This is a genomic window from Stenotrophomonas sp. STEN240 (genome assembly GCF_056756175.1).
The window spans coordinates 52,070-69,719 of record NZ_JBRRBO010000004.1 but is presented as its reverse complement, the minus strand read 5'-3'; the positions used below and the strand labels follow the sequence as shown (position 1 = coordinate 69,719).

Below are 17,650 nucleotides of genomic sequence, written 5' to 3'. Positions count from 1 at the left end.
GTCGCTTCTCACGCCGCAATTGAACTGGTCACGTAGTGCGGCGCAGCGACGTAGCCCGGGTAAGCGCAGCGCACCCGGGACATGCAGCTCCTACACAGTGAGGGATGATCGAAGTGATGCCTTGCACTGATCACATCAGCAAGATTCGATCGCTCGGCTGCTGTAGTCGTGCATCTGTTGCATGGTCCCGGGTGCGCTGCGCTTACCCGGGCTACGTGGCCTGCTTTGTGTTCAGCGGTGGCCGCGTTCTTCGCGTGCACGCGCGCGGGTGCGGCGATCGAACAGCAGCGAGCTGACGATCAGGCCCAGGCCGATGAACACACCCAGCAGGAACAGCACCATCGCAAAGGCCGGATAGCCGAACAGGTTCAAGCGCGTCGGCACCCGCATCAGCAGGGTGGAGGAGAGCAGCAGGGCGGCGGTGATCAGGCCGCCGGCGATACGGTTGGCAACCTTCTGGATGTTCTCCATCAGCCGCGATTCGTCCAGCCCGGTGACCTTCATCTGCAGCCGGTTCTCGGCCAGCAGGCTGAGGATGTCGGACATGCGCCGTGGCCCGTTGCGCAGCAGCTGCTGCAGTTCCATTGCCTCGCTGGCCAGATTTGCCGCCGACAAGGATTTGCGGAAATGCGCGCGCATCACATGCTGCAGCTGTTTTTCGACCACGCGCCGGGTTTTCATTTCCGGCGCGAGGAAGCGGCATACGCCTTCCAGGTTGAGCAGGGCCTTGCCCAGCAGGCTCAGCTCCGGCGGCGTGCGCAGGTTGCTGGCGGTGGCGATGCGTACGATCTCCAGCACCACATGACCTTCGGACAAGGTGCCGTTGGCGGCGTAGCGGGCAATCATCTGCCCGGTCTCGCGCAGGTAACGCTCCTCGTCGTAGTCCTCAAGCCGGGTGCTGATGCCGATGATTTCGTCGGCCACTTCCTCACCACGGCCGTCCACTGCGGCGAACAACACCTTGAGCAGGCGTTGGCGCAGGCGCGGTGGCACATGCGCCACCATGCCCAGATCGAAGATCGCCAGTTGGCCCTGCGGCGTCACCCGCAGGTTGCCGGGATGCGGATCGGCGTGGATTTCGCCATGCACGAAAATCTGGTCCAGATAGCCGCGCACCAGCGCGGCGGCCAGCGGCACCATCGACTGCTCGGTGCGGCGCACCTGCGGGATGGCATCAACGCGCACGCCGTGCACCAGTTCCATGGTCAGCACCCGCCGCCCGCACAGGTCCCATACCGGCTGCGGCACCCATAGCTCGGGGTAGGGCGCCAGATGCTGGCCGAAGCGTGCCAGGTTGGCGGCCTCGGCTTCGTAGTCCAGCTCCATGCGGAGGGTCTTGGCGAACTCGCCCAGCCAGTCAGAGAAACGCACCCTGCGGCCGACCCGGGTGAGGTGGTCGGCGGCGCTGGCGAAACTGCGCAGCACGCCGATATCCGAGCGCAGCTGGGCGGCGATATCGGGTTTCTGCACCTTGATGGCGACCTCGCGGCCATCGTGCAGTTCGGCCCGATGGACCTGGGCGATGGACGCGCAGCCCAGTGGTTCCGGGTCGAACCAGGCAAACAGTTTGTTGACCGGCACGCCCAGGTCTTCCTCGATCACCGCCCGGATCTGCTCGACCGGGATCGGCGCAACCTGCTCCTGCATGCGCTCCAGCGCGGCCACGTATTCGGGCGGAATCATGTCCGGACGGGTGGAGAGCACCTGGCCGAGCTTGACGAAGGTGGTACCCAGCGCCTCCAGGTCGGCGACGAACTGGGTGGGGTTGCCGGTGGCCGGTGGCCGGCCCAGGCGCGGTATTTCGCCATCCAGCGAGATGCCGGAAAACACGCCCGAGTTGCGATAGCGCAGCAGCAGCCGCACGATCTGTTGGCGTCGGCTGTTGCCGCCCACGGTGGTCGGGTTGTCGCTGGCGGTCGGTTCCATCAAGCGGGTGTCTCCCTGTCGGCAGAGTTGGCAGTGTCGCTGCTGGCGGGTTGCAGAGGGGTGAATACGCAGCGCTCCGCCCCGATTGCGCCTTGAATGAGTGAGAATCCCCCTTCCCCTGACCTATGACCTGACGGTGACCCATGGCTGGAGCCAGCCTGTTTGCCCTGCTAGACGATATCGCCGCCTTGCTGGATGACGTCTCCATCCTCACCAAGGTCGCGGCCAAGAAGACCGCCGGCGTGCTCGGCGACGACCTGGCGCTGAACGCGCAGCAGGTGACCGGCGTCAACGCCAACCGGGAGTTGCCGGTGGTGTGGGCGGTGGCCAAGGGCTCGCTGGTCAACAAGGCCATCCTGGTGCCGGCGGCGCTGGCGATCAGCGCCTGGCTGCCGTGGGCGATCACGCCGCTGATGATGATCGGCGGTGCCTTCCTCTGCTATGAGGGCGTGGAAAAGCTGGCGCACAAATTCCTGCATTCCAAGGACGAGGACGAGGCGCACAAGGCCGAACGGCTGAAAGCCATCGCCGACGAAAAGGTCGATCTGGTGGCGTTCGAGAAGGACAAGATCAAGGGCGCGGTGCGCACCGATTTCATCCTGTCGGCGGAGATCATCGTGCTGTCGCTGGGGGTGATCTCGCACGCACCGTTCAGTCAGCAGGTTGTGACCTTGATTGCCATTGCACTGGGCATGACGGTATTCGTCTATGGCCTGGTAGCCGGCATCGTCAAGCTTGATGACATTGGCGCCTGGTTGCTGGACAAGGGCCGCGTACTGGCAGCGTTTGGTCGCGGCCTGCTGTATGCGACGCCGTGGCTGATGCGCGGTTTGTCGGTTGCCGGTACCGCAGCGATGTTCCTGGTCGGCGGCGGCATCCTGGTGCATGCCATTCCGGCCCTGCATCACTTCGTGATCGGCTTGGCGCCTTCCAATCTGGAATGGCTGGCCAATGCGCTGGGCAGCATGGTGGTGGGCATCATCATCGGCGCAGTAGTGCTGACCGTGGTAACCATGATCCAGCGTATGCGCGGGGCGAAAGCGGCGCATTGAATTTGATTTTGTAGGAGCGGCGTCAGCCGCGAAGCAGATAGCGTCACCGGCCCCGCCATGCGATTCACTGCGCGGTAGGTGTCTGAAAGATTGTCTGCTTCGCGGCTGACGCCGCTCCTACAACCGCAGGCACAACTAGTGCAGGCCTCGCTCCAACTCCTGCAACTGCTGCTGTGCACGCGCCAGCGATTGCCCGGACAGGCTATCCAGCAGCCGCTGCAATCGATGGCTTGCCGGCACGCGTCGCATCATCCAACGTGCTGCAGCAACGCTGCCCAGCATCACCACCACGCCGAACCCCAAGGTGCCAAGGAACCACGCCGGCGCCATCGCATACAGGTCCAGTCCCAGCCACTGCACGCACAGGCATTGCAGGGCCAGCAGCCATAGCCAGAACCAGGGCAGGCCAAGGCCAAGTTCGGTGAGCGCAGTGAAGCGGCGCAGGCGGGCCAGCCGTTGTTGCTGGATCAATACCGGTGCCGCAGCCATATCCACATGCCTGGCGAGCAGGGCGCGGGTGATCGAGACCCAGATCGCGGCGATGGCATACACATGCAAGGCCAGCCCGGCCAACAGCAGCTGCGGCACCTGCCGGTGTTCGACCCAGAAGCCGGCAGCCAGCACGGTCACCCCGATCCATACCAGCAACCAGGCCAGCTGCAGGCCACCGAACCAGCGCAGGCGGCGCCGCACGGCGTGCTGTCGTGGTTGCTGCCAGGCCTGCAGGGCGTGTGCTTCCAGCTGATCGATACGTTGCGCCTGATCTGCCCAGGCGGCTTTGAGTTGGTCCAGTTGCATGTGCTCAGTCTCGCTGGGTGGGTGTGGGTGGGACGGGGTCGAACTGGCTGCGCAGTTGCTGGCGCAGCCGGTGCAGACGGGTAGCGGCATTGCTGGCACTGATGCCGAGTACTTCGCCGATCTGGCGGTGGCTGCAGTCATCCAGATGCAGCAGCAACAGCGCCCGGTCCAACGCCGGCAAGGCGTGGATCAACTGGTTGAGCTGGGCCAGGCTTGCGCTGTCCTCGGCCTTGTCGGCGACGCTGGCCTGCGCGTCATCGAGGGTGACGTCGCTGTGGTAATGCCGGCGCAGCTCACGGGCGCGCAGCTGCGAGATGGCGATGTTCAGGGCGATGCGGTACAGCCAGGTGCTGAACTGTGCGCGCTGCGGGTCGAAGCCGGGAAACGCGCGCCAGGCCTGGGTGCTGATCTCCTGGATCAGGTCGCTGCGGTCCTCGCGCTGCGTGCAGTAGCCACGCGCAACCTTGAGCACGATGCCCTGATGCTGTGCCAGCAGGTGGGCAAAGCGCTGTTGCAGATCGGCAATGGGGTCGGTCGCAGTGATGTCCATGCCCGGGTGATTCGCACCAGCGCAGGAAATATCACAGGCGCGCGTCGATTACCCGGCAGGCGGCCAGTCAGTCGGCCGGCAGCACCTGGTTGCGGCCGACACGCTTGGCTGCATACAGGGCCTGGTCGGCACGTTGCAGCAGGGCCTGCAGGGCTTCGCCGGGCTGCGCCTGGGCAACGCCGGCGCTGAAACGCACCTGCACCCGCTGTTCTTCGTGCAGGAACGGGCGCTGTGCCAGCTGCTGCTGCAACTGGCGCAGGGTTTCCAGGGCGGCGGCGCGATTGAGGCCGGGCAGCACCAGCACGAACTCATCGCCGCCGAGCCGGGCCAGGCAGTCGCGGCCGCGCAGGCGCTGCTGGGTTACCGCCACCAGATGGCGAAGGGCCTGGTCGCCGCCGGCATGGCCGTGCTGGGCATTGGTCTGGCCGAAGTGGTCCAGATCCAGCATGGCCACGCTCAACGGTGTGTTGGTGTCGGCCAGTAATTCGCCCAGCTGCTGCTCAAGCCCGCGCCGGTTCAGGGCGCCGGTCAGGGGGTCGGTACGCAGCTGGCTGCCGGCTTCTTCCAGCTCGCGTTCAAGCTGCTGCACACGCTGCTCGGCGGCCTTGGCCTCGGCGCGGGCATTGGCCAGGTGGTCGCGTGCACGTGCCGCCTGCGCCTGTACCCGCGCGGTGTCCTGCAGCACGTCCTGCAGCAGCTGGGTGAGGTCGGAAATGCTGCGGGTCTGGCGTACCGCGATGGCATAGCTGGCAATGCGGTCATGGAATTCGCCGGTTTCGGTGACCATGCCGTCCACCTGCTGCACGAAGTCCACCATCAGGTCCTTCATCGCCTGCTTGGATTGGTCGATGCCTTCGCGCAGCAGCCCTTGCCGGTAGATCACCTCGCGCAGATCGTTGCGTGTCTGCTCCAGTGAACTGGCGTCCAGCGGCCCGGCCAGCAGCTGCCGGATCGAACGGATCTGGCCCTGCAGCCAGCTGTCGCCATCGAGCAGTTCGGCGATGTTTTCCAGCAGCATGTCGAACAGGTTGAGCAGCAGGTCGCGCTGTTCCTGCAGGCTGCTGCTGCGCACGCCAACCTGGTGGCAGAGCTCGCGCAGATGCACGGCGACCGGCTGCAGCGGCTGGCCGCTGCGCCAGTTGCGCAGTTCCTCGCCCATGCGCTGGGCCTGCTGCTCCAGCTCCGGCGACTGCTGCATCAGGCTGGCCAGCACCGCGCCGAGGGTATCGCGCAACATGTCGCGCAACTGCTCGGCCTGGCTGTTGTGGGTGTTGCTGGATTCCAGCTCTACCGTGCGGATGTATTTGTCGATCAGCTGCCGCAACAGCCGCGCGTAACGCTCCCAGTCCTTCTCGGCGTGGGCACTGTGCAGGCGCTGGCCCATGTCGCCCAACTCGCCGGGCAGGGTGCACATGCCCTGGGCGAATGCCGCCAACACTGGCTCCGGCGCGTTGGCACCGATAAACAGCCGCTGCAGCATCGCCGCGCCCGCGCCGCCACTGGCGACGAGTTCCACGGCCGCTACCGGCGGCGGCGTGGGCCGGCGCGCCAGGATGCGCCCCAGTCCGCTGCTGCGGGAGGGGGAAGAGTCGTCGGGGCTATCGGCCATTGCGAAGAGGTCCGGGCGGGTTGTGGCCGCGCCTGTGCGCAACCGGAGGTGGTATCCAAGCCCCATTATCGGCAAGGTAACAGCGGGCTTGAATTGCAGCAGATCACAGGAGCACATCATGCGGGTATTGCTGGCTGGCGCCACCGGCCTGGTCGGGGCGCAGGTATTGCAGCGGTTGCTGGCCGACCCGCGCTGCAGCGCGGTGATCGCGCCAAGCCGGCGCGCGCTGGCGCAAACGCACGCCCGGCTGCTGAACCCGGTGCTGGATTTCGAGGACCTGGCCACTGTGGCAGGCGGTTGGCAGGTGGACGCGGCCATCTGTGCCCTGGGCTCGACGATGAAGCAGGCCGGCTCACGCGAGGCCTTCCAGCGGATTGACCATGGCTACCCACTGGCCATCGCACGGGCGGTGCGCGGCAATGGCTGCGAGGTGTTCGCGCTGAACTCGGCGGCCGGCGCCAACCCGCGCTCACCGTTTTTTTACAGCCGGGTCAAAGGTGCCTTGGAGCAGGACCTGCGCACGCTGGGGTTTGCCTCGTTGACCCTGGTCCGCCCGGGCCTGATAGGCGGCGAACGTGCGCAGCGGCGCGCCGGTGAGCACCTGGCCAGTGTGGTGTTGGGAACGCTGGCGCCGGTATTGCCGCGCGCATGGCGGATCAATCCGGCCACGCGGATTGCCGATGCGCTGGTCGAGGCGGCCTTGAGCCCGCGCCCGGGCGTGCGGATCGTGGGCTCGGCGGAGCTGGTGTGAGGCCGATAGCCTTGCGTTGTGGGAGCGGCGTAAGCCGCGAAGCCAGATGATTTGTAGGAGCGGCGTAAGCCGCGAAGCCCTGGATCTGTGACGGCGCAAGCTTCGCGGCTTACGCCGCTCCTACAAACACCCGCCTACGGCTTGCTTACGCCGGCAGCGACTGCCCGCCATCCACTGCCAGCACCTGGCCGGTGATCCAGCGCGCCGCTGGCGAGCACAGGAACACTGCCGTGCTGGCCACATCCTCGACATTGCCAAAGCCGCCGAACGGGATCTTGGCGCGGATATGTTCGTAGAGTTCCGGTGCGCTGCTGCGGCGCTGGTCCCACAGGCCGCCCGGGAACTCGATCGAGCCCGGTGCCAGTGCGTTGACCCGGATGCTCTCGCGCGCAAGCTCGGTGGCCAGCGACACGGTGTAATAGTTCAGTGCGGCTTTTGCGGCGGAATAGGCCGCCGCGCGCGGCGTGGGTACCGAGGCATTGATCGAGCTGATGTTGAGGATGGCCGGCAGCGTGCTGTGGCGCAGATGGGGCAGGGCGGCGCGGCTGGCGCGCACCGCGGCCATCAGGTCGATATCGAAACCGGCCTGCCAGCTGGCATCGTCATTGCCGTTGCCATAGCCGGAGGCATTGTTGATGAGAATATCGACACCGCCCAGCGCGGCTGCGGCGGCATCGATCCAGGCGTGGATCTGCGCCGGATCGGCGAGATCGCATTGCTGCGTGTGCGCGGTGGTTACACCTTCGCGCAACAGCATTTCAGCGGCCTGCTGCAGCGCCGCTGCGCCGCGTGCGCAGATGCTGAGGTTTGCCCCTTCGCGGGCAAAGGCAGCAGCGATGGCCAAGCCGATGCCACGGCTGCCGCCGGCAACCAATACACGTGCATTGTGTAGAGAAACAGGGGGATTCATTGTTGCGCTTCCGATAGACCCAGGCCGCACATTATCCCCGTGTCGTTGCGCAGCGGCGACGGATGCAGCGCTGCCCGCTCGGTCAGGGCAGGCCGGGCACGTTCAATGAAGCGAACAAGGTGTTCTGTGCTTTCTTGGCCATCGAGCGCGGCACCTTGGCGATGAAGGTGTCGCCGGTGAGCGCAAGATCACCCCTGAGGATGAGTCCATTGACCTGGGTATAGCTCTTGACGCTGTACTTGTTGCCGTCCTGGGTGACTTCCAGGTACATCGGCGAGGTCAGGATGTTGTTGCCCTTGCGATAGACGCGGGTGCCGTCGATGTCCCTGACCTGGCGGTAGCCATGTGCACTTGCCCAGGCATCAACTTTGGCCAGCACGTTCTCATCGGAGCTGAAGGTGGTGATGTCGTGCGGCCTGCCGCTGTTTTTTGCCATCAGCGCGAGGATGTTGATGGCGGCCAAACCGCCCAGACCGCCCACAATCATTCCGGTGATCAAACCCATGCTGTTCGCTCCTTGAAGTTGAACGCGCATTGCAACACATCACAACGCATGAAGTCGTGAAAAAAGTTCATCACTTCCAGGTAGTGGGTACTGGGCCACGTTCCGGATGTTTCATCTGCACGATGCAGAAGCGGTGGCCGGTCGGGGCTTCCATCACCCACCAGCGTTTGATCTTGCCGATGCGGCGTGCGCCGAGTGCTTCAAGCCGGTCTGCTTCAGCGTCGATATCGTCAGATTCGATATCCAGATGCACACGCGGTGCATGTTCAACGCGCTGTACCTCGACATGCAGCTCAGCCGGTGCGCCTGACAGCTCGGCGTACTGCGCACCATCGTCTTCGGTGTAGGCGGGCTCGGCATGCAAGCCGAGTGCGGGCGCCCAGAATGCGGCGGCGGCATCGCTGTCGGTGCCCTGGCAATCAATGATGAAACCGGCCAGACGGCTGCGGTGGCTCATGCGGATGCTCCGGTGGCAGAGGAGCGCAGCGTACACCGGCTATCCGGGCGCGCGTGTTATCGCGCTGTGGCCGACGCGCGCTGGGCCGCTCAATCGCCATGCGCTGATGCACAGTGCGGCGTACACACTCCATTCGGCCAGGCGTTGCAGCAGGCCGCGCCATGGCTGTAGCGGTTCCAGCCCCATCAGCGCAAACATCAGCAACCAGAACGCGGCCAAGGCGATCCACAGGGCGCGCGTGGCAGGGCGGATTTCGGAATTGGTGGCCAGCAGAATCAGCCCAAGGGCGGTGCCAAGATAGGTGAACACGCCGAGCAGGGTATGCAGCGATTGCGACAGACTGCCGCTGTTGGGGCAACCAGGATCGCAAGGTGCCAGCGCCGACCCTATCCACGCCAAGGGCTCGAACATCAGCAGCCAGTAGCCGAGCCGGCTGGTTCCAGTGACCGGCACTATCGCGGCAAACGACCACAACAGCATTGCTGCCAATACTCCAACCGGAACGAAGCCGAAAAGACTGATCAGCTGCGCATGCGCGCTGCCGCTGGCGCCGAGTTCGCTGATGTATTGCGACAGCGGTGAATAGCCGGGCTTGAGCGCGGCGCCGCCAAGCAGCATCAACAGATACATGGCGACAAACAGCAGGATCAGGCAACGGCGGCTGCGCATTGTTACACCCACTGTCTGTTGGGTTCAGCGGACCCGGTCGGCGAGGAACAATTCAACCTTGCCGCAGCTCGGGCAGGCATGCAGGTCGAACTCTTCGCGGTTGACGAACAACTCGCTGATGTCACCGAGCAGGAAGGGCATGGACTGCGAACCCTCATGAAAGCGCTTGCGGCCGATGAACTCCATGCGCATGCCAGGGCAGCGCGGGCATTCGATCAGACGCGGTGGCTGTGTCCAGGACGTGCTTTCTTCGCGTTGATAGCCGCGTGGCGGTGGCGCGCCATCGGCATGGGTGCCGCATTTCCAGCACTGGTCGAATGTGTCTTCGTTGATTTCCTTGCAGTTGCTGCAGGTCCAGGTGCCCATGGCGGTCTTGATGGCGGGTGTGGGTAGGGCAATCGTAGCGCTCGATGTGTGGGTTCGGGTTACCGGTGGGTGATGTTTGGTTGAAGATCAAAAGCTGCCCTCACCCCAACCCCTCTCCCGCAGGCGGGAGAGGGGCTCGCAAAGCTTGCGCTCGCAGTGCATTAGCCCCTCTCCCGTTCACGGGAGAGGGGTTGGGGTGAGGGGAAGCTTCAAGCAAGCAAACCCAGAGCAAACCCAAAGCAAACCAAATCAAGCAAAAACCAAGCAAGCAAACCCAAAGCAACCCCAAACCCAGCACAAAAAAAGGCCCGCATCGCTGCGGGCCCGAATTCACACTGCGAAAACTATCAGTGAACCTTGGCCAGGTCATCAATCAGCACGCGCAGGAAGCGCGCCGCTTCGCCGCCGGTGCAGGCGCGGTGATCGAAGGTGACCGACAACGGGATGACCTTGTGGGTTTCAATGCCGCCCATCACCGGGGTGACCTGGAAGCGGGCACGGCCGGCGGCGACGATGGCCACGCATGGCGGCACGACAACTGGCGTGGCGTAACGGCCGGCGAACATGCCGAAGTTGGACAGGCTGATGGTATAGCCGCTCAGTTCCGAGGAGGCGATCGAGCGGTCTTCCACCTGCTGGCGCAGACGGTTGATGCCTTCGCGTACGCCGCGTGCATCGAGCATGTCGGCGTTGCGCAGGGCCGGTACGAACAGGCCATCGTCGGTGTCCACGGCAATGCCGATGTCGACCTGGGCGTGCAGGGTGCGGGTGAGGTTGTCACCGTCGAACCAGGCATTCATGGCCGGCACGGCCTGGCAGGCGCTGACGATGGCGCGGACCAGACGCGAGGTCATGTCGTTGCCCGGCGCCCAGGCGTGGATGTCGGCGTCGTCGCTGAGCGTGGTCGGCACGACCTTGCTGTGCGCATCGGCCATCACCCGCGCCATGTTGCGGCGCACGCCCTTGAGCGGCTCCGGCTGGCCCTTGGCAACCACGCCCGGAGGGGCAGTGCGCATCGGCTTGCCAGCAGCGGACAGCGGGGTGCGGGCGCTTGAGCCCCTCTCCGCCTGGGAGAGGGGTTGGGGTGAGGGTACGGCAGCTGCAGTGGAGGTCGGACCCTCACCCCCAGCCCCTCTCCCGGTGGGAGAGGGGAGCAAAGTCGACGGATTCGCCGCGGCCTGCTTCACATCATTCATCGTCACCGCGCCTTCGGCGCCGGTGGCACGTACGCGGGCCAGGTCGACGCCCAGCTTGCGCGCCATCGCACGCACGGCTGGTACCGCCTTGACGCCACCGACGGCCACGGCCTGTTCGGTGTGCACGGCATTGGAGCTGACCATGGCGCCGACCACGGTGCCTTCGTCTGCCCGTTCGGCGGCAGCGGTGGCCGGCGCTGGAGCCGGCGCAGCGGCAGGTGCGGCTTCAGCCGGTGCGCCGTGGTGATGGCCGGTGTCCTGACCTTCGGCGCGCTGCGGCAGGTTGGGGTCGAGCTCGAAACTGGCCAGTACGTGGCCGGTCACCACGATGTCACCGGCAGCGCCGGCCAGCTTCAGCACCTTGCCGGAGAACGGCGAGGGTACTTCGACCACGGCCTTGGCGGTCTCCATCGATACCAGCGGCTCGTCGAGCTTGATGACGTCGCCTTCCTTGACGAACCACTCAACGATGGTGGCGTCCGGCAGGCCTTCGCCCAGATCGGGCAGGTTGAAATTCTTGGTCTGGCTCATGTGCAATTCTCTTCCAGCAATTCAAGTTCGCGCGCCGGCAGCCAGCCCTGCGCGCCATCGGCGCGTTCGGACCACCACCAGCCACCATGTTCGTGATGCAGCCGTACCTGCTCACCGCGGTCAACGTCCAGCTCGCGGGCGCTGTAGTCACGCAGCGCTTCGGCACGGCCATTGTCCAATACCCGCACCCAGGCCACCGGCGCCCAGCCGGCGCTGCCTTCGCTGGTTTTCACCCAGGCGAAGGCGGGCCATTCCTCGTCGCGTACACCGAGCTCGACGATCTGCCCGGTACGGAACTGCAGGGGATTGCGGTATTGGCTGCGGTAGCTGCCAATCAAACGTGCCAGCATGTCAGCCCACCGCGACCGCGCGCTTGGCGGCGGTCACAATCCGCTCGACACTGGGCAGATACTTCATTTCCAGGCGGAACAGCGGGATGTGGGTGTCATAGCCGGCAACGCGCTCGACCGGTGCCAGCAGGTCGTAGAGCGATTCTTCGGCCAGGCGTGCGGCGATTTCGGCACCAAAACCAGCGGTCTTCGGCGCTTCCTGCACGATCACGCAGCGGCCGGTCTTGGCCACCGACTCGGCGATGGTGGCGAAATCCAGCGGACGCAGCGTGGCCACGTCGATGACTTCGGCACTGATGCCTTCGCCGGCCAGCTTGTCGGCCGCTTCCAGTGCTTCCTTGACCTGTGCGCCCCAGGTGACCAGGGTCACGTCGGTGCCGTCACGCAGCACGAAGCACACGTCCAGCGGCAGTGCCTCGCCGTCATTGACGACCACTTCCTTGTACTGGCGGTAGATGCGCTTGGGTTCCATGTAGATCACCGGATCCGGCTCGCGGATCGCCGCCAGCAGCAGGCCATAGGCGCGCTGCGGGCTGGACGGCAGCACCACGCGCATGCCCGGCACATTGGTGAAGATGGCTTCGTTGGCTTCGCTGTGGTGTTCCGGTGCACGGATACCACCGCCCCACGGCACGCGCAGCACCATCGGGCAATGCAGGCGGCCACGGGTACGGTTGCGCAGGCGTGCGGCGTGGCAGATCAGGTGATCGACCATCGGGTAGACGAAGCCGTCGAACTGCGCTTCGGCCACCGGCTTCATGCCCTGTGCGGCCAGGCCGACGGTGAGGCCGGCGATGGTGGTTTCGTCCAGCGGGGTGTCGAGCACGCGCTGCGAGCCGAACTGCTGCTGCAGGCCGGCGGTGGCGCGGAACACGCCGCCGTTGACGCCCACGTCTTCGCCCAGCACCAGCACCGAGGGGTCGTGTTCCATTTCCCAGGCCAGCGCCTGGGTGACGGCTTCGATGAGGGTGATCGGGGTGGCGGTCATCGGGTTGTCTCCGCTGTTGCTCGCCGCGCTGTGCGCGACGCCGTGATCGTGGCTGGCCGGGGTGACCGTTGCGCTGCGCTTGATGTCATCCATGGCGCTGCTCCAGAGCGATGGCGGCTGCACGCTGCGCCAGCAGGTCCGGCGGCGGATCGGCATATAGATAGTCGAACATGGCTTCGACCGGCTGCACCGGGCAGCTGAGGTAGGCGTTGACCTCCTCATCCACGCGGGTGCCGCATTCGGCGATCCAGTTCTTTTCTTCTTCTTCGCTCCACACGCCCTGCGCGGTGAGGTACTTGCGCAGGCGGATCAGCGGTTCCTTCAACCAGGCCGATTTCACTTCGGCATCGTCGCGGTAGCGGCGTGCGTCATCGGCGGTGGTGTGGTCGGACAGGCGGTAGGTGAGCAGTTCCAGCACCGTGCCACCTTCGCCGGACAGGGCGCGCTCGCGCGCCTGTTCCATCGCGGCCAGCACCGCGATCAGGTCGTTGCCATCCACCTGTAGGCAGAACAGGCCGCCGGCCAGACCCTTCTGGGCCAGGGTTTCGGCGCCGGTCTGGGCCGAACGCGGCACCGAGATGGCCCAGCCGTTGTTCACCACGCACAGGATCAGCGGCAGCTTGTAGGCGCCGGCCGAGTTCACCGCAGCGTAGAAGTCGGTCTTGGAGCTGCCGCCGTCGCCGCAGACGCTGACCGCCACCTGCGGCAGGTTGCGCAGCTTGAACGACAGCGCCGAACCGGCCGCATGCAGGCACTGGGTGGAGATGGGTACGCAGATGGGGAAATCGCGGACCGCGTCACTGTCGCGGTCGTAGTCGCTGCCGCGCTCGTCGCCGCCCCAGTACATCAGCACGTCGCGCGGGCGCACGCCGCGCATGAACATGGCGCCGTACTCGCGGTAGCTGGGGGCGAACACGTCGCCGGACTTCATGGCGGCGCCGATGCCGACGTGGGCGGCTTCATGGCCCAGGCAGGAGGCAAAGGTGCCGAGCTTGCCGGTGCGCTGCAGCGCCACGGCCTTGGTGTCGAACACCCGGGTGGCCAGCATCTGCTTGAACATCGGCAGCAGCGAGCGCGGGTCACGCAGCGAGGCGGGGAGATCGTCACGTACCAGGTTGCCGTCGGCATCGAGGTACTGCAGATAATTGATTTGGAACTGGGCGGAAACCGTCATTGCAGCAACACCTTAGACAGATGGTTTCAAATGATAGGAATTGCACATGGTAAGGACTCCCTTCGAAAAAGCCGTCCTGCGCCGCAGCAAGATTGACCGGGTACAGGGCGGTTTTGTTCCGCCGGGCTCAGCATGGGCGAGCAAACGCAACGTATTCAGGCTGAAAGCACACAAGCGGCACATTGTCGCGCCGCTTGGCTTCAAGCGTGTTTCGAGTCCGTTTGCGCGGGAAGACGGGTAGTGCCGCGCCCGGCTCGGCAGGGGGCTCTACCACGAGCGCCCATGTCGTGCCGACCCATGGTCGGCAGGGGCTCCACCAGGAATGCCCCAGCCGAGCACGGCTCGGCTCTACACCTCAGCGCCGCGGTTTTTTGTGGGAGCGGCGTAAGCCGCGAAGCTGGCACCGGATCAGTCCGCGAAGGGCTTACCCCTCCCCAACCCTCCCCTTTGCCTGTGGCAAAAGGGAGGGGCAGATGGCGTGGCCTGCGTTACCCTTGCCGCCCCATCCGATGGCCAGGCCGATGACCGTAGAAAAGAACCAGCGTGAGCTCGAAGCCGGTATCCATACCGACCTGCAGGGCCGGCTCACCTACGGCGGTTACCTGCGCCTGGACCAGCTGCTGAGCGCCCAGCAGCCACTGTCCAACCCGCCGCACCACGACGAAATGCTGTTCATCATCCAGCACCAGACCTCCGAGCTGTGGCTCAAGCTGCTGGCCCACGAACTGCGCGCGGCGCGCGGCCACATGCAGCGCGACGAGGTCTGGCAGTGCCGCAAGGTGCTGGCCCGGGCCAAACAGGTACTGCGCCTGCTGACCGAGCAGTGGGCGGTGCTGGAAACCCTGACCCCCTCCGAATACATGGGCTTCCGCGATGTGCTGGGCCCGTCCTCGGGCTTCCAGTCGCTGCAGTACCGCTATATCGAATTCCTGCTGGGCAACAAGAACGCCGACATGCTCAACGTGTTCGCCCATGATCCGGAAGGGCAGGCGCAGCTGCGTGAGGTGCTGGAAGCGCCCAGCCTGTACGAGGAGTTCCTGGCCTACCTGGCGCGCTTCGGCCATGCCATCCCGGCGACCTACGAAGGCCACGACTGGACCCAGCCGCATGTCACCGACCCGGCCCTGCGCCAGGTGTTCGAGAACATCTATCAGGACACCGACCGCTATTGGCGTGAGTATTCGCTGTGCGAAGACCTGGTGGATCTGGAAACCCAGTTCCAGCTGTGGCGCTTCCGGCATATGCGTACGGTGATGCGGGTGATCGGCTTCAAGCGCGGTACCGGCGGTTCCAGCGGCGTGGGCTTCCTGCGGCAGGCACTGGAGCTGACCTTCTTCCCCGAGTTGTTCGAGGTGCGCACCACCATCCGGGCCGACGCCTGAGACCGCCGTCAGGGTTGAAAACCCAACCTATTCAGAAACTTGCGCAGCGCCCGCGAGCGGGTGCTGATGGCCTGGCACATGCCCGGCGCAGGCGTTGGTTGCAGCAGTATGTATTTGACGTGAAGCCGACGCTTCTGTGATCCTCGCCCGTCGCGCCGGTTCCGGCCGACTTTTTGTATTTGCCCAAACCATCAGGGGACACCGCATGAGCGCTGCCGCGCCGAATTCCGCATCAACCCCGGCGCCCGTGCCGGAGTTCAAGACCACCCTCGGCCATCCGCGTCCGCTCTGGATGCTGTTCATGACCGAGTTCTGGGAACGCTTTGCGTTCTACGGCATCCGCTGGGCGCTGGTGTTGTACATCGTGTCGCAGTTCTTTGGCGGCGACGCCAAGGGCGAGGAATCGGCCAGCCACACCTACGGTGCCTACCTGGCACTGGTGTATGCGGGCGCGATTTTTGGTGGTTATGCCGCCGACCGGATCATTGGTTACCAACGCTCGATCCTGATGGGCGCGGTGATCATGGCGGCCGGTCTGTTCATGATCGCCATTCCCAACCACCAGATTTTCAACCTCGGCCTGGCCACGATCATCGTCGGCAACGGCCTGTTCAAGCCGAACATCTCCACCATGGTCGGCAAGCTCTACAAGCTGGATGACGAACGCCGCGATTCGGGCTTCACCATCTTCTACATGGGCATCAACATGGGTGCGATGATCTCGCCGATCCTCACCCAGATCCTGGCTGAGAAGGTGTTTGGCACCGTGGCCATGCCGGCCTACAAGATGGTGTTCATCGCCTCGGGCATCGGCATGCTGATCAGCCTGGTGTGGTTCCAGTTCGAACGTCACCACCTGAAGGGCATCGGCGCGCCGCTGCCGGACAAGCAGGGTAGTGGCCCGGTGATCAAGACCGCCATCGCCTGCCTGGTTGCCATCCCGGTGATGTACGGCCTGCTCAATGCCGGTGCCAACGTGTTGCAGGTGATCCTGACGGTGATGTTCATCGGCCTGGGCATCATGCTGCTGATTGAAGGCGTGCGCGAAGGCAAGGTTGCGCGCAACCGGGTGATCGCGATGCTGATCATCTTCACCTTCAACGTGCTGTTCTGGATGTTCTTCGAACAGGCCGGCAGCTCCTTCACCTTCCTGGCCGATCGCATCGTCGACCGCCAGTTCGGTGACTGGACCTTCCCGACCGCGTGGTTCCAGTCGGTCAACTCGGTGGCCATCATCACCTTGGCGCCGATTCTGGCGTGGCTGTGGGTGCGCCTGGGCAAGGCCAATCCGTCGATCCCGCGCAAGTTCGGCCTGGGCCTGATCTTCAACGGCCTGGCGTTCCTGCTGCTGATGTTCGCCCTGTCCAGCCTGCTCGAGCCGGGCACCAACAAGATCCCGTTCTGGACCCTGTTCGCGGTCTACTGGATCCAGTCCATCGGTGAGCTGTGCCTGTCGCCGATCGGTCTGTCGATGGTGACCAAGCTGGCACCGGTGCGGCTGGTCGGTTTCGCGATGGGCGGCTGGTTCCTGTCCACCGGCATCGGCAACAATCTGGCCGGTCTGTTCGCCGGCCACGTCAGCGGCGCCGGTGGCATGACCGTACAGTCGGCCCATGCCGGTTACACGATGGGCTTCTGGATCCTGATCGGCGGCGGCGTGCTGCTGTTCCTGATCGCCCCGCTGGTACAGAAACTGATGCACGGTGTGAAGTAAGGAGTTACGCGATGAAACTGCTGTTCGGAATGGTTCCCCTGTTGCTTGGCGTGGCGCTGGCTGGCTGCAATCAACCACCGCCTGCGGCACCGGAAAAGGTGCAGCCACTGGATACCTCCGAGCAGAAGGCGCCGGTGGCCGACACCAGCCAACCGGTGGCCTCGGGCAATACCCCCACCGCAGCGGATATCGCTGCGGTGGCTGGGCTCAACGCGCAGTTCGACCCGGCCCGCGACCCGGCTGCGGATCTGGAAACGGCCAAGGTCGAGGCCCAGCGTGGTGGCAAGCGGATCATGTTGGATGTGGGCGGCGAGTGGTGCTCGTGGTGCCACCTGCTGGACACCTTCATGGAAGGTGATTCGGAGCTGCGCCGCTTCCGCGATGCCAATTACGTGTGGATGAAGGTCAACTACAGCCCGGAGAACGAGAACGCGAAGTTCCTCTCGCGCTTCCCGCAGATCAAGGGCTACCCGCATCTGTTCGTGCTGGACGCCGAAGGCGAGCTGCTGCATTCGCAGTTCACTGGCGATCTGGAGAAGGGCAAGGGTTACGACCGTGCCAAGTTCGATGCCTTCCTGAAAGCATGGGCACCGCCGGCGAAGTAAGCCTGCGATGTGATTGAACGAAAACGGCGCCGAAAGGCGCCGTTTTTCGTTGCCCCCTCCCTTGCGCATCGGGTTGGGGAGGGGTGCCTTTGATTTTGCTGTTTGCTGTTTGCTGGA

18 protein-coding genes are annotated in these 17,650 nt (G+C 64.9%); 5 read left to right on the top strand and 13 right to left on the bottom strand.

Annotated features, from left to right (window positions below):
• Positions 1 to 231 precede the first annotated feature (231 nt).
• Complete coding sequence (locus ACVOKO_RS03000; RefSeq protein WP_346497136.1) at positions 232 to 1,926, bottom strand: ABC1 kinase family protein; 1,695 nt, start codon at positions 1,924 to 1,926, stop codon at positions 232 to 234.
• 143 nt (positions 1,927 to 2,069) lie between these two features.
• Between ACVOKO_RS03000 and ACVOKO_RS02995 the strand changes: the two genes are divergently transcribed.
• Complete coding sequence (locus ACVOKO_RS02995) at positions 2,070 to 2,978, top strand: DUF808 domain-containing protein (RefSeq protein ID WP_346497134.1); 909 nt, start codon at positions 2,070 to 2,072, stop codon at positions 2,976 to 2,978.
• 135 nt (positions 2,979 to 3,113) lie between these two features.
• Here the strand turns inward: ACVOKO_RS02995 and ACVOKO_RS02990 are convergent, their stop codons facing one another.
• The 3 genes from ACVOKO_RS02990 to ACVOKO_RS02980 form a co-directional block, all read right to left on the bottom strand.
• Positions 3,114 to 3,776: a hypothetical protein gene (locus tag ACVOKO_RS02990; protein ID WP_346497132.1), complete on the bottom strand. Its 663-nt coding sequence runs from the start codon at positions 3,774 to 3,776 to the stop codon at positions 3,114 to 3,116.
• Between the two features lie 4 nt (positions 3,777 to 3,780).
• A complete protein-coding gene (locus tag ACVOKO_RS02985; RefSeq protein ID WP_346497130.1) occupies positions 3,781 to 4,326 on the bottom strand; it encodes an RNA polymerase sigma factor in 546 nt (181 codons plus the stop codon).
• Positions 4,327 to 4,393: 67 nt separating this feature from the next.
• Positions 4,394 to 5,935 carry a GGDEF domain-containing protein gene (locus ACVOKO_RS02980; protein WP_346497128.1) on the bottom strand — a complete coding sequence of 514 codons (1,542 nt, stop codon included), beginning with the start codon at positions 5,933 to 5,935 and terminating at the stop codon, positions 4,394 to 4,396.
• A gap of 118 nt (positions 5,936 to 6,053) precedes the next feature.
• On the opposite strand from ACVOKO_RS02980, the gene ACVOKO_RS02975 reads away from it, so the two are divergent.
• On the top strand, positions 6,054 to 6,686 hold the full coding sequence (locus ACVOKO_RS02975) for an NAD-dependent epimerase/dehydratase family protein (RefSeq protein WP_346497126.1): 633 nt from the start codon (positions 6,054 to 6,056) through the stop codon (positions 6,684 to 6,686).
• Positions 6,687 to 6,831: 145 nt separating this feature from the next.
• Here the strand turns inward: ACVOKO_RS02975 and ACVOKO_RS02970 are convergent, their stop codons facing one another.
• The 9 genes from ACVOKO_RS02970 to pdhA all read right to left on the bottom strand — a co-directional run bounded on the left by ACVOKO_RS02970 (position 6,832) and on the right by pdhA (position 13,832).
• Positions 6,832 to 7,596, bottom strand: a complete 765-nt coding sequence (locus tag ACVOKO_RS02970) for an SDR family NAD(P)-dependent oxidoreductase (RefSeq protein ID WP_346497124.1) — start codon at positions 7,594 to 7,596, stop codon at positions 6,832 to 6,834.
• A gap of 82 nt (positions 7,597 to 7,678) precedes the next feature.
• Positions 7,679 to 8,101, bottom strand: coding sequence for a hypothetical protein (locus ACVOKO_RS02965; protein ID WP_346497122.1), 423 nt, complete (start codon positions 8,099 to 8,101; stop codon positions 7,679 to 7,681).
• 70 nt (positions 8,102 to 8,171) lie between these two features.
• On the bottom strand, positions 8,172 to 8,558 hold the full coding sequence (locus tag ACVOKO_RS02960; RefSeq protein WP_346497120.1) for a VOC family protein: 387 nt from the start codon (positions 8,556 to 8,558) through the stop codon (positions 8,172 to 8,174).
• A gap of 39 nt (positions 8,559 to 8,597) precedes the next feature.
• Complete coding sequence (locus ACVOKO_RS02955) at positions 8,598 to 9,227, bottom strand: DUF998 domain-containing protein (protein ID WP_346497118.1); 630 nt, start codon at positions 9,225 to 9,227, stop codon at positions 8,598 to 8,600.
• Between the two features lie 24 nt (positions 9,228 to 9,251).
• Positions 9,252 to 9,593, bottom strand: coding sequence for a hypothetical protein (locus ACVOKO_RS02950; protein ID WP_346497117.1), 342 nt, complete (start codon positions 9,591 to 9,593; stop codon positions 9,252 to 9,254).
• Between the two features lie 347 nt (positions 9,594 to 9,940).
• Complete coding sequence (locus ACVOKO_RS02945; protein WP_346497115.1) at positions 9,941 to 11,320, bottom strand: dihydrolipoamide acetyltransferase family protein; 1,380 nt, start codon at positions 11,318 to 11,320, stop codon at positions 9,941 to 9,943.
• Positions 11,317 to 11,670, bottom strand: a complete 354-nt coding sequence (locus tag ACVOKO_RS02940; RefSeq protein WP_346497113.1) for an SH3 domain-containing protein — start codon at positions 11,668 to 11,670, stop codon at positions 11,317 to 11,319. The genes ACVOKO_RS02945 and ACVOKO_RS02940 overlap by 4 nt, the downstream gene beginning before the upstream one ends.
• 1 nt (position 11,671) lies before the next feature.
• Positions 11,672 to 12,751 carry an alpha-ketoacid dehydrogenase subunit beta gene (locus ACVOKO_RS02935; RefSeq protein WP_346497111.1) on the bottom strand — a complete coding sequence of 360 codons (1,080 nt, stop codon included), beginning with the start codon at positions 12,749 to 12,751 and terminating at the stop codon, positions 11,672 to 11,674.
• Complete coding sequence (gene pdhA / locus ACVOKO_RS02930) at positions 12,744 to 13,832, bottom strand: pyruvate dehydrogenase (acetyl-transferring) E1 component subunit alpha (protein WP_346497109.1); 1,089 nt, start codon at positions 13,830 to 13,832, stop codon at positions 12,744 to 12,746. Before pdhA ends, ACVOKO_RS02935 begins: the two co-directional genes overlap by 8 nt.
• A gap of 521 nt (positions 13,833 to 14,353) precedes the next feature.
• Between pdhA and ACVOKO_RS02925 the strand changes: the two genes are divergently transcribed.
• The 3 genes from ACVOKO_RS02925 (at position 14,354) to ACVOKO_RS02915 (ending at position 17,533) form a co-directional block, all read left to right on the top strand.
• Complete coding sequence (locus ACVOKO_RS02925; protein ID WP_346497107.1) at positions 14,354 to 15,214, top strand: tryptophan 2,3-dioxygenase; 861 nt, start codon at positions 14,354 to 14,356, stop codon at positions 15,212 to 15,214.
• A 205-nt stretch (positions 15,215 to 15,419) separates the two neighbouring features.
• The gene (locus ACVOKO_RS02920; RefSeq protein ID WP_346497105.1) at positions 15,420 to 16,928 is read left to right on the top strand and encodes a peptide MFS transporter; all 1,509 of its coding nucleotides are present in this window, start codon (positions 15,420 to 15,422) and stop codon (positions 16,926 to 16,928) included.
• A gap of 11 nt (positions 16,929 to 16,939) precedes the next feature.
• Complete coding sequence (locus ACVOKO_RS02915; RefSeq protein WP_430980701.1) at positions 16,940 to 17,533, top strand: thioredoxin family protein; 594 nt, start codon at positions 16,940 to 16,942, stop codon at positions 17,531 to 17,533.
• The last annotated feature ends 117 nt before the right edge of the window (positions 17,534 to 17,650 follow it).